Below are 14,625 nucleotides of genomic sequence, written 5' to 3'. Positions count from 1 at the left end.
TGAGGCGCCCGCACGACGGCCGGCGCCCACACGCGAAGATGGGTCCATGGCGCTGGTCATCGACGGTCTGCTCAGCGAAGCGGCCCTGCTCACCCACTCCTCCCCTGACGAGTACGCCGCGGGGCAGGAGGCGGCCGACCTCGTCGAGGACGTCTTCGTCGAGCCGGGTCGGGCCGGTGGCGTCCACCCGCACCTGGCTCCGGCGATCGTGGTGCTCGAGTGGTCACGTGGCCGGCTGACCAACAGCTGCCCGTCCCGGCGGCGCGGGGTGAGCAGCCTGTGCGAGCACACGGTCGCGGTCGGCCTGGCGGCCCTCGACTACGCCCGCCCGCTCGCCTTCCTGCCCCGACCGCCCGAGCCCACGGCGACCGAGCAGTGGCTGGCCTCGCTGGACGCTGACGAGCTGCGCACAGCCTGCTTTTGACCGACGACCTCCCTCCCTTGGAGGGCGAGCTGGCGATCAGTGCCGCCAGCCTGGCGGAACTCAGTTTCGGAGTGTTGGTCGCGCAGCACCTCGAGGTGCGGACGGAACGACTGCGCCGCCTGTCCATCCTGCAGGCCAGCTTCTCACCGCTGCCCGTGGATGCGGCGGTCGCGACCACTTACGGTGCGCTGGCTTCGGCCGTGGTGGCGGTCGGTCGCCAACCCCCGCAGCCGGGTCTTGGACCTGCTCATCGCCGCTACGGCGCACGTCCACTCGGCCAGGCTCTACACCCGCAACTCCAGGGACCTGCGTGGGTTGGAAAACCTGGTCGAGATCGTGTCCGTCTGACAACGAACGGCGCATAAGCCCGCATAAGCCCGCATAAGCCCCGCTCCGGCCCCAAGGACCATGGGCGGGGCCGATCACGAGTCGCCAGCAGTCAGCTGCTTGACCGCCGGCTCCCCCAGCCCAGACCAGCCGTCCACCTTCACGTTGACGATGTCGGCCGACCGCGACAGGTAGCCCGGCGGCTCCTCCCCCGCCCGGACGGATCGTGCAGGGCATACGCTGGGCCATGAAGGGAGGGGCGATGACGCCACCCGATGACCCGCTGCTGCCCCTGCGGGCGAGATCGCCGTACGGTGTGCCGACGGCCGTCTCCCGGCGCCTGCTCGCGTCGTGGCAGCGCAGTGAGGACTACGGGGTGGACCTCGACGAGGTCGACCCGATCTGGGCGGGCACTTCGGCGGCTGACTCGCTCTTCTTCGAGTGCGGTGATGAGGTGCTCAGCGGGCTGCACCAGACGCTGGCCAACGAGCCGATCGCCCTGATGCTCACCGACGCCGACGGGCTGGTGCTCAACCGGCTCAGCGGTGACACCTCACTGCTGCGGGCGCTCGACCGCGTTCACCTCGCCCCGGGGTTCGCCTACTCCGAGCGGGCTGCCGGCACCAACGGGCTCGGGCTTGCGCTGGCCGACCGGGCGCCGACGCTGGTGCGCGCCGACGAGCACTACTCGGCGAGCTTGTGCACCTACACGTGCGCCGCCGTCCCGGTGCTCGACCCCCATTCCGGCCGGCTCGAGGGCTGCGTCAACATCACCACCTGGGCGCGCTCGTCGACCGATCTGCTCCTGGCGCTCGCCCAGTCGGCCGCCGGCACCACCTCGGCCCTGATGCTGGCCCGCTCGCACGGCCACGTCGCCCGCCCCCAGCCGCGTGGTGGGGTCTTCCGCGCGCAGACGGCGCGGCTAGAGCCCGGCTCGGGCACGCTCGGGGCGATGTCGACCGCCTGGACCGACGCGCTGCACCTCGCCGTGCTCGCCCTCGAGGCGGGCCGGGTCGTCGCCGCGGTCGGCGAGCCGGGGTGCGGCCGGGCGACGTTGCTGGCGCAGGCGATGCGGCGCACCCGTCCGCACGACCGCATCCTCAGCGCGGCCACCCCCGCGCCCGACGACGTAGAGGCCTGGCTGTCGCTGTGGACCCCTGAGCTCGGCAAGGAGCGCACCGGCGTCATCGTCGAGGGCGTCGACAGCCTCACCGCGTGGGGGGCGCGCACTCTGCATGACCGGGCGGTGGCCGCTCGCCTATCGATGCCGAGGACCTCGTCCGGGACGGTACCGGCCCTGCCGTGGGCGGTGACCACCGAGCGGCTGGATGCCGTGCCCGAACCGCTGCGGGCGTTGGTCGACGCGGTCATCGAGGTGCCGCCACTGCGCGAGCGGCCTTCTGACGTCATGCCGCTCGCGCGCTACGCCGCCCACCACACCCGCTCTCGAGAGGTCGCGTTCACCGCGGCCGCAGAGCGGGCCCTGACCAGCCACGGCTGGCCCGGCAACGTCGACGAGCTCATGGGTGTGGTGCACGATGCGGCCCTGCGGACCGAGGTCGTCGACGTCCGCCACCTGCCGGCTGACATCGTTGGTCACCACCGCACCCGACTCACCCGAATGGAGCAGGTCGAGCGCAACGAGATCCAGCGTCACTTGTCCCGCCCCGCGGTCTCCGTCACGGCCGTCGCCGCGGAGCTGGGCATCAGCCGGGCCACGCTCTACCGCAAGATCGCGCACTACGGTCTCCAGCGCCCCCGGTAGCGCCGTGCCGTCGCCAGCAGCCCGCTACCTGACCGCCAGCTCCCCCAGCTCAGACCACCCGTCGACCTTGACGTTGACGATGTCCGGCGTCCGCGACAGGTAGCCCGGCAGCTCCTCCCCCGCCCGCTTGAACGCGGCCGATCCCACGTGCGCCGCCGCGGCATCGTCGTCGCGGAAGGCCTCGAGCAGCACGTACTCGTTGGGGTCGGCGACCGAGCGGGACCACTGGAAGAACAGGCAGCCCTCCTCGGCGTTGCACGCGTCGGTGAACCACTGCGAGATCTGCGGCCAGTCGTCGGCGTGCTCGGGCTTCACGGGGAACTTGGCGGTGATGAAGATCAACGTCTCTCCTAGATCGAGGTGGTGGGGCGGCCACCCTCGGCCGCCCCACGACAGGGGATACCCCAGTCGGGGCAGACGGTGGTCGCGGCCCCCACACGGGATGCCGCGACCACCCTCCCGGGTCAGGCCACCGTGGCCGACGGCCCGACAGAGCTGGTGGGCACCGGCGGTGACAGCCGGGCCTGGATGGCGCCGCCGAGGAGCCCCGAGGCATGGCCGAAGAGCCCCCCGATGACGAGCGCGACGACGGTGGGCCAGAAGGAGAACGTCGTCCCGAAGTAGGACGCCGCCCCGATGAACGCGCCGGGGATGAAGCTCAGCACCGAGATGCTGGCCTGCAGGCACATCAGCAGGGCGATGACGGCCACCGCGATGGCGAGATTGCCCTTGAAGGCCACCGCGCCGACGAAGGCGACGACGAGCCACCCGTAGACGGCTCCCGAGACGTTCGACGCCACCGACTTGGTCAGCCCGGTGATCCCAGCCCCGGCAGCGAAGTAGGTCGCCCAAGCGGCGAAGCCGACCCAGGTGATGAGCGGCATGCTGGTCATGATGATGTTCGTGCTGAGAGCGGTCCAGATGCCGGCGAGGACGCCGATCGAGATCCCGATCCCCAGGTAGTTCTTCACAGGGACTCCTTTGTCCGAGAAGGAAAGCAGGGTGTGGATGAAGCCCGCCCTCACCGGGCCGGATGCACCTCGGCTCAGGGCACGAGGATGGCGCGACCCCGCACCTTGCCGGCGTCGAGGTCGGAGATCGCCGACTGGAAGTCGTCGAGAGCGTACTTCTGGGTGTGCAGGGTGACCGCCCCGGATGCGGCGAGGGCCATGAGGTCCTGCAGGTCGTTGTAGGACCCGACGAGGTTGCCGATGACGTTCTTCTCCGAGGACACGAGGTCGATGGTCGGCACGTCGACGTTCTCCCCGTAGCCGACGACGTGGTAGTCGCCTCCCTGCCGCGTCATCGCGATGCCCTCCGACGTGGAGCCGTTCTCCCCGACGAAGTCGACGACCACCTCGGCGCCGAAGCCGTGGGTGAGGTCGAGCACCGCCTCCACCTGCGACCCGTCGCCGAGCACGCCGACGTCGGCGCCGATCGACTTCGCGAGCTCGAGCGCATCCGGGTTGCGGTCGATGACGACGAGCCGGGCCGGTGACAGCGCCTTGAGCACCTGGATCCCGATGTGCCCCAACCCTCCTGCGCCGATGACGACGCAGGTGTCCCGCGGGGTCAGCCGCTTGGCCGCCTTCGCGGCCGCGTGATACGCGGTCAGCCCGGCGTCGGCGAGAGCCGCCACGTCGGCCGGCTCGAGCGAGTCATCGATCTTGACGACCGAGCGTGCCGACGTGAGGAGGTACTCGGCATACCCGCCGTTGTGGCTGATCCCCGGGAACTGGTTGTTCTCGCAGTGCACGTCGTCGCCCGAGCGGCACGCGCGGCACAGGCCGCAGGTGATGAGCGGGTGGAGGATGACCTTGTCGCCCTCGGCGACGTTGGTGACGGCCGAGCCGATGGCGTGCACCCACCCGGCGTTCTCGTGGCCGATCGTGTAGGGCAGCGTGACCTGCGACTTCTCGGCCCACTGCCCCTCGAGGATGTGCAGGTCGGTGCGGCACACGCCGGCCCCACCGATCCTCACGACGACGTCCCACGGGCTGGACGCCTGCGGGATCGGGACCTCGGCCATCTTGAGGTCCTGGTGGTAGCCGACCACCTGGACGGCTCGCATGGTGCTCATGCGCGGGTCTCCTTCACTGTCAACGAAAGTAGCTGGTGGTGGGTGGCAGGCTCCGCACCGTCGGGCCGAGCGACCTGGTCGCCGTCCGCCCCGGGGTAGCGGGTGGCGAGCAGCCCCCGACAGAAGTGCGCGTTGCCGTCGATCGAGATGCGCGTCGAACGCGCCCGCCGCAGCGCCATGGGCACCGCGTCGGGGGCGTAGCCGTGCCCCTCGTGGTCGACCATGACGAGCGCCTCGGGGTCGTCGGTCAGCCCGAGGGCCGCCCGCCGCCGGAGCAAGGCGTCCGTATGCCGCGCCGCTGGCAGCTCACCAAGCCGCACCTGCCCCACGCTGGCCTCAGCCAGCGTGGGGTCGGAGCGGAGCAGCCCCGTAAGGCACCGCTCCATCGCGGCTGTGTGGGCCTTGCGCTGGAAGGTCGCCCGCAGCTCCTCGAGGTCGTGCTCGGCCTCGTGCCGGAACGTGCCCTTGTAGCCCGCGTCGGCCGCGAGCCCAGTGTTGATGAGGTCGGAGTCGTGGTGGTCGTCGAGCTCGACGACCACGTGCCCCACCCCCTCCATACCGGTGATCGCGTCCTTGGCGTCCGAGGCCATGAGATAGGCGAAGTTGGGCGAGCAGAACGACGTCGGCAGCCGCAGGTGCACGCGCACCTCCGCCTCCGACACCTCGATCGACCGCACGAAGCCGAGGTCGGTGATGGGCTCGTCGAGCTCGGGGTCGATGACGACGTCCAGCGCCCGCCGGACGTCGTCCTCCCCCACCTGCCCGTGGTCAACCCGTTCCCTGGTGAGGACGGTCATCGCTCAGGCGTTCACAAGCTGGGCGTCGGCCTGCGCCTCGCGCGGGCCGGTCTCTGTCTCGTTGGCGTCGGGCAGCTGCAGCTCGGCCGGCACCTCGAGGCCGTACATCTTGGCCGCGTTGAGCCCGAGGATCTTCTTCTTCTGGTTGGTCGTGATGGGGGCGTACTCCGTCAGCTCGGCGGGGATCTGGAAGTCGACGAACTGCTCGACCAGCCACTTGGGCGTCCAGATGGCGTAGTCGCTGGAGAAGAAGATGCGGTCCTCCCCGATCCAGTAGAGGAGCTCGCCGAGGATCTGGCCGAAGTACTTCGGGCGGGTGTGCATGAAGGGCATCGCGACCGCGAGCCCGCCGTAGACGTTGGGCTCCTGCGTGGCGATCCAGCAGAAGTCCTCCAGGCGCGGCAGGCCGACGTGCTCGACGATGAAGTTGAGGTCGGTGAAGTCGCTGGCCGCCCCGTCGATGTCGGCGACGTCGAAGGCGTCGCGGTCGAGCGGGCGGATCGTCGGGCCCTTGTGGACGTGGATGTTGGTGATGCCGAGCTCGCGGCAGACCTCGAAGTAGCGGTAGGACCACGGGTCGGTGAGCTTCCACCCGCGTGAGTCGCCGTGCCACTCCGCGGTGTAGAGCTTGACCCCCTTGAACCCCATCGCCTCGTGGTCGGCCCGCAGCTGGTCGAGGCCGGCCTCGCCGTTTCGCGGGTCGAAGTGGTGGTTGTAGGTCAGCTTGGTGGGGTTGGCCTTGGCCAGCTGGTAGGCCTCGTCGGTCTGGCCGAAGCCGGTCTTGTAGAACTCGCCGAGGTGGGCCGGCTGGAAGATCGCGTGGTCGACGTAGCCGTCCTCGAAGAGGTCCTTCTTCAGCCGCTCCCCACCCTGGTAGAGGTAGTCCTCGTAGGACCAGACCTCGGACTCGGGGCTGAGGTTGCGGTGGTAGTCGTAGAAGCAGTCGATGAACTGCTTGCCGTGGATGTTGAGCTGGTTCTCCGGCCGGGCATCCCAGAGCGCGATGTGCGCGTCCACGATGTAGTAGCTCTCGCCGTCCTTGCTGTACATGCGGTGTCTCCTCCACTCGCGACGCCGTCGTCGCGGACACCACTCACCGTATGGAGCCGCAACCGGCCGTGGCAGGGGCCGCTCGTCTCAGTCTGAGACACCTGAGAGATGGGCCTGCAGACGGCCGACTCGACGCACCAAGGGCGTCCTGACCACGGTTGAGCCACTCCTGACAACTGACACAGCACCCTCGCCCTTCAGCCCGGATCCACCGTCCCTGATTTCGGGGGTGTCCGCTGACATCGTCGGCCGGTGATCCCGGGCCTTGCCGGACGGTGGCGCGGTGGAGCCGCCGGTCTGTCCGGCTCTTCCACGTCGGGTCGTTCCTCGGGGGCCAGGTGGCCGGATGGTCAGGTAGCGGTAGCGGTGGCGGTGGCCCAGAGGTTGTCCCATGCATTCGCCCAGGGCCAGTTCGTCGGTAGGTGCAGCATTAACCGTCGGGCCGAGGACGCGACCCTGCCCGGGACCGCGACCAGGTGGGTGCGCAGGGTGGCCCACCTCGCTTTAGCGTGGCGGGTCGAGGCGGCGACTCCCGCGGCGCGCAGGAGGTTGAACGCGAGGCAGGCCAGGGCGAGCCACGCTGCGTTGGCGTCGAACTTGCCTGACGGTGCGTGGGCCATGGCCCCGCTCTTGAGCTCGGCGATGACCTGCTCCACGATCGCGTGGTCCCGGTGGGTCTCGTCCGCGGCGATCGCGGTCAGGGTGGAGTTGGTGACGAACCCGTGATGACGCCAGCTGGCGAACAGCTCGTCTTGACCCGCAGCGACGGCGACCTTGTTGAGCCGCTGCACGCGGCGGACCACGAGTCGGCAGGGGACCTGCTGGTCCTTGCGGGCGGACGTGAACGCGATGAACTCGGTTTCGGCGACCTGCGCTTCGGAGATCCACCGCTGCTCGTCGTCGTCCCAGATCGCCCGGGGGTACTTGATCGTGGTCCACGCATCCTCGGGGATGGCGCCGATCGCCCGCACCACAGCAGGATTCATCCGCACGGTGACCGAGAACCAGGCCTTGGCCTTGAGGGCGGCGGTGACCAGGTCGCGGCGGTAGTACCCGGAGTCAGCCCGGACCATCACCTGCCCGCACGCCCCCGCGCGGCGGGCGGTGGCGACGGCGTCCCCGACCAGCTTCGCGCCGCCCTGCCCGGAGATCGTGTTGCCCTTGCGCAGCCGGCACGCTGCGATGACCGGTGCGCAGGTCGGCGACGACAGCACGGCCAGCTGCGCGTTCAGCCCCTTGACGCCGGAGTACCCGTACGCGACGCCCTGCTTCTTGTACCCGTGGACCTCGCGGATCGTGTCGTCGATGTCGACGAACGCCATCGCGTCGGTCCCGGCCAGGAGCCGCGGGACCACACCCGCGAGCCCGGCCAGGACCTGGGAGGAGATCGCGTCGAGCTGCCGGACGTGTCCGAACGTGAAGGTGCGTAGGAACGTCCCGACCGTCGAGGGGGCCCGCACCCCGGTCACGACCTTGCTCATGCCGCCGTGGCGCAGCACGTCGAGGTCGTCGATGCTGTCGGCGCCGGCGATCATCCCCGCGACCACGCACCCGGCCTTGACCGCCGCGTTGGGCGACGACACGGTCAACCGCTGCGTCAGCAGGCGCTGCAGCCCGGCGCGTTCGGCCAACCGCATCACCGGGACCAAACCCGCCACACCGATCAGGTTGGGGTCATCGAAAACTGCGTCGATCGTGTGGAATGCTTGCATCTGTCGGATGCCCCTTCGGAGCCGGTGATCTTGGACCTTCGCAAGCCCAATTCTCCTGCACCACAGGGGCATTCGCGTGTCACGACCCGCCGTTACCGCTCACACGTCGGTGGATCCGGGCTCAGGAGTGGAGTACTCGGGCGGGATGATCACCGGCATCACTGACCTCCAGATCGTCAACGGGGGCCAGACAACCGCGTCGCTCTTCTATGCCACACAGGGAGGTCGTGACGCCGACCTGGCCGACGTCTTCGTGCAGATGAAGCTGGTCGTGGTCACGGTGGACGATGCCGTGGCGATGGTACCCCTGATCAGCCGATACGCCAACAGTCAGAATGCCGTGAGAGAGGACGACTTCTTCTCCAACAGCCCGTTCCACGTGCGGATGGAGGAGCTCTCGAAGCGTGTGCTAGTCCCAACGAGATCAGGAGTGAGCTTCCAGACCAAGTGGTACTACGAAAGGACCCGCGGGCAGTACCTCAACGATCGCAACCGACGGTCCACTTCTGAGCAGAAGAAATTCGAAGCCGAGTTCCCCCGGGCACAGGTCATCACCAAGGTCGACGCGGCGAAGTACGTCGTGGCATGGGAGAGGCAGCCCCACCTAGTTAGTGGCGGGGCCCAGAAGAACTTCAAGGCGTTTGCCGCGTTGGTCTCCGAGCAGTACTCCAAGCAGCCCGAGGCCTTCAACGAGAACTACTTCCGACGGCTCGTCGCCAAGACCATCCTTTTCAACTCCATCCGAACGGCGATCTCCAAGGCCGACTGGTACGAAGCCGGCTACCTCGCGAACCTAACCGCCTACGCGATGGCTAAACTGTCACTGGAAATGTCGAGGGACGCACGGGTGTCAGGGTTCGACCTACTGCGAATATGGGACAATCAATGTGTGGGCGAGGCCATGCTGGCAGAGGCGGTCACCGTCGCACGCCTAGCACTCGACGTCCTCACTAGCGACGACCGGCTCGTCGTGAACGTCACCGAATGGGCAAAGCGTGACTCCGCATGGAAGCGGCTCGCGGAGACGCCCCATGAGTTGAGCTCCGGCTTCGTCCGCGAGTGCATCCCCATCACCTTGAATGCCGTCGGCGAGAGGACGGTCACGGTCAACTCGCGCTTCCCCCATGATGTCCCCGAGATGATGCACCTTGAGGAGATCGAGGAGGGCACGTGGCGCAAGATCAGAACCTTCCTCAGCGGGCAGTCACAACTAAGCAGCGCGGATGACCGCCGCCTTCGCGAGGTCATCCCCATGCGGCGCGGCTGGTTTGAGCGCGACGCCGCTCGAGAACTTCTGGCGATCTACGTTAAGGCACTTAACAGCGGATGGCGGGAGGAGTTGTAGCGTTTCACGTGGTGCGAGTTCTCTCCGTGGGGCGGGCATTCGTCGGGGCGATAAAAATCATCGTCCTTTTGATCCGGCACGTTGAGGGGCTTGGTACTTATGACCGATAGGGGTGACAGCTGGGCGTCAGGTACCGCGAAACACGCGAGAAGGTTCTGGTACTGCCTAAAGGTCTGGGAATGCCTCTCGCAGTACGTCTGATAACTTCCGAGCCATCGCTTGATCAACCTGCAGGGACTGGCTACTTTTGGGCTTACTGTCGCGCTGATCTGAACCCGGATCCACCGACGTGTGAGCGGTAACGGCGGGTCGTGACACGCGAATGCCCCTGTGGTGCAGGAGAATTGGGCTTGCGAAGGTCCAAGATCACCGGCTCCGAAGGGGCATCCGACAGATGCAAGCATTCCACACGATCGACGCAGTTTTCGATGACCCCAACCTGATCGGTGTGGCGGGTTTGGTCCCGGTGATGCGGTTGGCCGAACGCGCCGGGCTGCAGCGCCTGCTGACGCAGCGGTTGACCGTGTCGTCGCCCAACGCGGCGGTCAAGGCCGGGTGCGTGGTCGCGGGGATGATCGCCGGCGCCGACAGCATCGACGACCTCGACGTGCTGCGCCACGGCGGCATGAGCAAGGTCGTGACCGGGGTGCGGGCCCCCTCGACGGTCGGGACGTTCCTACGCACCTTCACGTTCGGACACGTCCGGCAGCTCGACGCGATCTCCTCCCAGGTCCTGGCCGGGCTCGCGGGTGTGGTCCCGCGGCTCCTGGCCGGGACCGACGCGATGGCGTTCGTCGACATCGACGACACGATCCGCGAGGTCCACGGGTACAAGAAGCAGGGCGTCGCGTACGGGTACTCCGGCGTCAAGGGGCTGAACGCGCAGCTGGCCGTGCTGTCGTCGCCGACCTGCGCACCGGTCATCGCAGCGTGCCGGCTGCGCAAGGGCAACACGATCTCCGGGCAGGGCGGCGCGAAGCTGGTCGGGGACGCCGTCGCCACCGCCCGCCGCGCGGGGGCGTGCGGGCAGGTGATGGTCCGGGCTGACTCCGGGTACTACCGCCGCGACCTGGTCACCGCCGCCCTCAAGGCCAAGGCCTGGTTCTCGGTCACCGTGCGGATGAATCCTGCTGTGGTGCGGGCGATCGGCGCCATCCCCGAGGATGCGTGGACCACGATCAAGTACCCCCGGGCGATCTGGGACGACGACGAGCAGCGGTGGATCTCCGAAGCGCAGGTCGCCGAAACCGAGTTCATCGCGTTCACGTCCGCCCGCAAGGACCAGCAGGTCCCCTGCCGACTCGTGGTCCGCCGCGTGCAGCGGCTCAACAAGGTCGCCGTCGCTGCGGGTCAAGACGAGCTGTTCGCCAGCTGGCGTCATCACGGGTTCGTCACCAACTCCACCCTGACCGCGATCGCCGCGGACGAGACCCACCGGGACCACGCGATCGTGGAGCAGGTCATCGCCGAGCTCAAGAGCGGGGCCATGGCCCACGCACCGTCAGGCAAGTTCGACGCCAACGCAGCGTGGCTCGCCCTGGCCTGCCTCGCGTTCAACCTCCTGCGCGCCGCGGGAGTCGCCGCCTCGACCCGCCACGCTAAAGCGAGGTGGGCCACCCTGCGCACCCACCTGGTCGCGGTCCCGGGCAGGGTCGCGTCCTCGGCCCGACGGTTAATGCTGCACCTACCGACGAACTGGCCCTGGGCGAATGCATGGGACAACCTCTGGGCCACCGCCACCGCTACCGCTACCTGACCATCCGGCCACCTGGCCCCCGAGGAACGACCCGACGTGGAAGAGCCGGACAGACCGGCGGCTCCACCGCGCCACCGTCCGGCAAGGCCCGGGATCACCGGCCGACGATGTCAGCGGACACCCCCGAAATCAGGGACGGTGGATCCGGGCTGAACCAAACGTCGAGAGATGTACGAACTTTTCTCCTGATGGTCCCACAACGATCTGGTGGAAACAGTCCACCTCCGATGGGTGAACCGCTACGTTCTGAATACCCAGTTCAAGAGAGCGAACTCGCGCCATCAATATCACCTTAGTTAGTGGTAGTTGCTGGAGAATTCCAGGGATGCTCACAAGGGGAAGGCGCGGGGCCATGGCTGCAGACCCCGCACCTCACTGTCGGGCCCTCAGCTGCAGCCGCTGGTGCTCCCGCACCCCTCGCACACGTAGCAGGACCCCGCCGGGCGCATCTTCGTCCCGCAGGTCATGCACATGGGGGCGTCGGCCGACTTGCCCTGGAACTTCTCCATGAGCTCGGCGGATGAGTGGATCTCGCTGCTGACGACCCGGGCCGAGGCCGCACCGGCGCCCGACTTCACGTCGTCGGCGGCGACCGTCGCGGACGACTCCGCCTCGGCCGGCTTGGCCTTGGTGACGGGGGCGGACTGGGAGTAGGACTCCAGCTCGTCCTCGAGGTCGTCGCTGTCGCCGTCGTCGGCCTGGTAGGAGCCGGTCTCGAGCTGGAGGGCCCGCTCCGCAGCGGTGTGGATGCCCATGTAGCCGCGGGTCTCGAAGTCCATGTAGTCCAGCGCCAGGCGACGGAACACGTAGTCCATGATCGACTGCGCCATCCGCACGTCGGGGTCGTCCGTGAGGCCGGCCGGCTCGAAGCGCAGGTTGGTGAACTTCTCGACGAAGGTCTCCAGCGGCACGCCGTACTGCAGGCCGATGCTGACGGCGATGGAGAAGGCGTCCATGACGCCGGCGAGGGTCGAGCCCTGCTTGCCGAACTTGAGGAAGATCTCCCCCAGCTCACCGGTGTCGTAGGTGCCGGCCGTGAGGTAGCCCTCCGCTCCCCCGACGGCGAACGACGTCGTCTGCGAGCCGCGACGCTTGGGCAGGCGACGACGGACGGGGCGGTACTCGATGACCTTCTCGACCTTGACGGCGCCGGCCGAGGCCGCCGCGGCAGCCTTGTCGGTGGCCTTGTCCTTGGCGGTGGACCCGCCGTCGGAGAGGGGCTGGCCGACCTTGCAGTTGTCGCGGTAGACCGCGAGCGCCTTGAGGCCCATCTTCCAGCCCTGGAAGTAGACGTCGGCGATCTCGTCGACCGTGGCGTCCTCGGGCAGGTTGACCGTCTTGCTGATCGCGCCGGAGAGGAAGGGCTGCGTGGCGGCCATCATCTTGACGTGGCCCATTGCCGAGATGGAGCGGGCGCCCATCGCAGTGTCGAAGACCTCGTAGTGCTCGCGCTTGAGGCCGGGGGCGTCGATGACGTGACCCTTGTCGGCGATGTACTCCACGATCGCCTCGACGGTCTCGCCGGTGTAGCCCATCTTCTTCAGCGCACGCGGGATGGTGAGGTTGACGATCTGCATCGACCCGCCACCGACGAGCTTCTTGAACTTCACGAGCGAGAAGTCGGGCTCGATGCCGGTGGTGTCGCAGTCCATCATGAAGCCGATGGTGCCGGTCGGGGCGAGCACCGACGCCTGGGCGTTGCGGTAGCCGTGCTTGTCACCCAGCTCGACGACGTCGGTCCAGGCCTTGGTCGCCAGCTGGTGGACGTCGCGGTCCATGACGTCGAAGGTCTTGATCTCGTCGTTGGCGGACCGGTGCTTGCGCATGACCCGCTTGTGGGCGGCCTCGTTGCGGGCGTACCCGGCATACGGGCCGACGACCGACGCGATCTCGGCGGAGCGCTTGTAGGCGGCGCCGGTCAGCAGCGAGGTGATGGAGGCGGCGAGGCTGCGGCCTCCGGGCGAGTCGTAGCCGTGGCCGGTGGCCATGAGCAGCGCGCCGAGGTTGGCGTAGCCGATGCCGAGCTGGCGGTAGTCACGCGTGGTCTGGCCGATGGGCTCGGTCGGGAAGTCGGCGAAGCAGATCGAGATGTCCATCGCGGTGATGACCAGCTCGGCGACCTTCTGGAAGGTCTCGCCGTCGAAGGTGTCGTCGTCGCGCAGGAACTTGAGGAGGTTGAGCGAGGCGAGGTTGCACGAGGAGTTGTCGAGCGACATGTACTCCGAGCAGGGGTTGGACGCGGTGATGCGGCCGGTCTCGGGGTTGGTGTGCCAGTCGTTGATCGTGTCGTCATACTGCATGCCGGGGTCGGCGCACTCCCAGGCGGCCGTGGCGATCTTGCCCCAGAGGGTGCGGGCATCGACGGTGTCGATGACGGAGTTGTCGGTGCGGCTGCGCAGACCGAAGTCGGTGCCTGCCTCGACTGCGCGCATGAACTCGTCGTTGACCCGCACGGAGTTGTTGGCGTTCTGGTACTGCACGGACACGATGTCCTTGCCACCGAGGTCCATGTCGAAGCCGGCGTCACGCAGCGCGCGGATCTTGTCCTCCTCGCGCGCCTTCGTCTCGACGAACTCCACGATGTCGGGGTGGTCGACGTCGAGCACAACCATCTTCGCCGCGCGGCGGGTCGCGCCGCCCGACTTGATGGTGCCCGCGGACGCGTCGGCGCCACGCATGAAGGAGACCGGGCCGGAGGCCGTGCCACCGGAGGACAAAAGCTCCTTGGAGGAGCGGATGCGCGAGAGGTTGAGGCCGGCGCCGGAGCCGCCCTGGAAGATCTTGCCCTCCTCGCGGTACCAGTTGAGGATCGAGTCCATCGAGTCGTCGACCGAGAGGATGAAGCAGGCGCTGACCTGCTGCGGGCTCTTGGTGCCGACGTTGAACCAGACGGGCGAGTTGAACGAGAAGACCTGGTGGAGCAGGGCGTAGGTCAGCTCGTGCTCGAAGAGCTCGGCGTCGTCGTCGGTGGCGAAGTAGCCGTGGCTCTTGCCGGCCTTGACGTAGGTGAGCACGACGCGGTCGATGAGCTGCTTGAGACTGGTCTCGCGCTGCGGGGTGCCGACGGCGCCGCGGAAGTACTTCGTGGTAACGATGGTGGAGGCGTTGACCGACCAGAAGTCGGGGAAGTCGACACCGCGCTGCTCGAAGATCGTCGCGCCCGTCTTCCAGTTCTGCTGGACGACGTCGCGCTTCTCCCAGGTCACCTCGTCGTAGGGGTGCACCCCGGCGGTGGTGAAGATGCGCTCGATCTGCACGCCCTTGCCGCGGGGGCCCTTGCGGGTGGCGGCGCGGTTCGCGGTCTCGGTCATGGTGGTTCCCCTTAACCCCGGGCCCGGCCCGGGTCTTCTGGTGGTGGAGGTGAGGTGC

The 14,625-nt window shown here is 68.1% G+C and carries 11 protein-coding genes; 4 read left to right on the top strand and 7 right to left on the bottom strand.

The window, feature by feature from the left end; translation table 11 throughout:
- Positions 1 to 46: 46 nt before the first annotated feature.
- Together V3N99_17585 and V3N99_17580 are read left to right on the top strand one after the other, a co-directional pair.
- On the top strand, positions 47 to 424 hold the full coding sequence (locus V3N99_17585; protein MEO3938546.1) for a hypothetical protein: 378 nt from the start codon (positions 47 to 49) through the stop codon (positions 422 to 424).
- 589 nt (positions 425 to 1,013) lie between these two features.
- Positions 1,014 to 2,516: a GAF domain-containing protein gene (locus V3N99_17580; protein MEO3938545.1), complete on the top strand. Its 1,503-nt coding sequence runs from the start codon at positions 1,014 to 1,016 to the stop codon at positions 2,514 to 2,516.
- 24 nt (positions 2,517 to 2,540) lie between these two features.
- Here the strand turns inward: V3N99_17580 and V3N99_17575 are convergent, their stop codons facing one another.
- The 6 genes from V3N99_17575 to V3N99_17550 all read right to left on the bottom strand — a co-directional run bounded on the left by V3N99_17575 (position 2,541) and on the right by V3N99_17550 (position 8,155).
- On the bottom strand, positions 2,541 to 2,858 hold the full coding sequence (locus V3N99_17575; protein MEO3938544.1) for an antibiotic biosynthesis monooxygenase: 318 nt from the start codon (positions 2,856 to 2,858) through the stop codon (positions 2,541 to 2,543).
- A 122-nt stretch (positions 2,859 to 2,980) separates the two neighbouring features.
- Positions 2,981 to 3,487, bottom strand: a complete 507-nt coding sequence (locus V3N99_17570) for a DUF1097 domain-containing protein (GenBank protein MEO3938543.1) — start codon at positions 3,485 to 3,487, stop codon at positions 2,981 to 2,983.
- Positions 3,488 to 3,561: 74 nt separating this feature from the next.
- Positions 3,562 to 4,596, bottom strand: coding sequence for an NAD(P)-dependent alcohol dehydrogenase (locus V3N99_17565; GenBank protein MEO3938542.1), 1,035 nt, complete (start codon positions 4,594 to 4,596; stop codon positions 3,562 to 3,564).
- A complete protein-coding gene (locus V3N99_17560; protein MEO3938541.1) occupies positions 4,593 to 5,393 on the bottom strand; it encodes an iron-sulfur cluster assembly protein in 801 nt (266 codons plus the stop codon). Before V3N99_17560 ends, V3N99_17565 begins: the two co-directional genes overlap by 4 nt.
- Positions 5,394 to 5,396: 3 nt before the next feature.
- A complete protein-coding gene (locus V3N99_17555; protein MEO3938540.1) occupies positions 5,397 to 6,443 on the bottom strand; it encodes an amidohydrolase family protein in 1,047 nt (348 codons plus the stop codon).
- Positions 6,444 to 6,793: 350 nt separating this feature from the next.
- The gene (locus tag V3N99_17550) at positions 6,794 to 8,155 is read right to left on the bottom strand and encodes an IS1380 family transposase (GenBank protein ID MEO3938539.1); all 1,362 of its coding nucleotides are present in this window, start codon (positions 8,153 to 8,155) and stop codon (positions 6,794 to 6,796) included.
- Positions 8,156 to 8,300: 145 nt separating this feature from the next.
- On the opposite strand from V3N99_17550, the gene V3N99_17545 reads away from it, so the two are divergent.
- Both V3N99_17545 and V3N99_17540 read left to right on the top strand, forming a co-directional pair.
- The gene (locus tag V3N99_17545) at positions 8,301 to 9,500 is read left to right on the top strand and encodes an AIPR family protein (GenBank protein MEO3938538.1); all 1,200 of its coding nucleotides are present in this window, start codon (positions 8,301 to 8,303) and stop codon (positions 9,498 to 9,500) included.
- A gap of 394 nt (positions 9,501 to 9,894) precedes the next feature.
- On the top strand, positions 9,895 to 11,256 hold the full coding sequence (locus tag V3N99_17540; GenBank protein MEO3938537.1) for an IS1380 family transposase: 1,362 nt from the start codon (positions 9,895 to 9,897) through the stop codon (positions 11,254 to 11,256).
- Positions 11,257 to 11,642: 386 nt separating this feature from the next.
- On the opposite strand, the gene V3N99_17535 is transcribed toward V3N99_17540, so the two are convergent.
- A complete protein-coding gene (locus V3N99_17535) occupies positions 11,643 to 14,567 on the bottom strand; it encodes a vitamin B12-dependent ribonucleotide reductase (protein MEO3938536.1) in 2,925 nt (974 codons plus the stop codon).
- Between the last annotated feature and the right edge of the window lie 58 nt (positions 14,568 to 14,625).

This window comes from Dermatophilaceae bacterium Soc4.6 (genome assembly GCA_039889245.1).
GTDB lineage: Bacteria > Actinomycetota > Actinomycetes > Actinomycetales > Dermatophilaceae > Lapillicoccus.
The sequence above is the reverse complement of the archived record's forward strand: the minus strand, read 5'-3'. Positions and strand labels throughout refer to the sequence as shown.

Coding starts and splice junctions, on each gene's coding strand:
- V3N99_17580 (MEO3938545.1), top strand. CDS start 1,014: ATGACGCCACCCGATGACCCGCTGCTGCCCCTGCGGGCGAGATCGCCG.
- V3N99_17555 (MEO3938540.1), bottom strand. CDS start 6,443: ATGTACAGCAAGGACGGCGAGAGCTACTACATCGTGGACGCGCACATC.
- V3N99_17540 (MEO3938537.1), top strand. CDS start 9,895: ATGCAAGCATTCCACACGATCGACGCAGTTTTCGATGACCCCAACCTG.
- V3N99_17550 (MEO3938539.1), bottom strand. CDS start 8,155: ATGCAAGCATTCCACACGATCGACGCAGTTTTCGATGACCCCAACCTG.
- V3N99_17585 (MEO3938546.1), top strand. CDS start 47: ATGGCGCTGGTCATCGACGGTCTGCTCAGCGAAGCGGCCCTGCTCACC.
- V3N99_17535 (MEO3938536.1), bottom strand. CDS start 14,567: ATGACCGAGACCGCGAACCGCGCCGCCACCCGCAAGGGCCCCCGCGGC.
- V3N99_17565 (MEO3938542.1), bottom strand. CDS start 4,596: ATGAGCACCATGCGAGCCGTCCAGGTGGTCGGCTACCACCAGGACCTC.
- V3N99_17560 (MEO3938541.1), bottom strand. CDS start 5,393: ATGACCGTCCTCACCAGGGAACGGGTTGACCACGGGCAGGTGGGGGAG.
- V3N99_17545 (MEO3938538.1), top strand. CDS start 8,301: ATGATCACCGGCATCACTGACCTCCAGATCGTCAACGGGGGCCAGACA.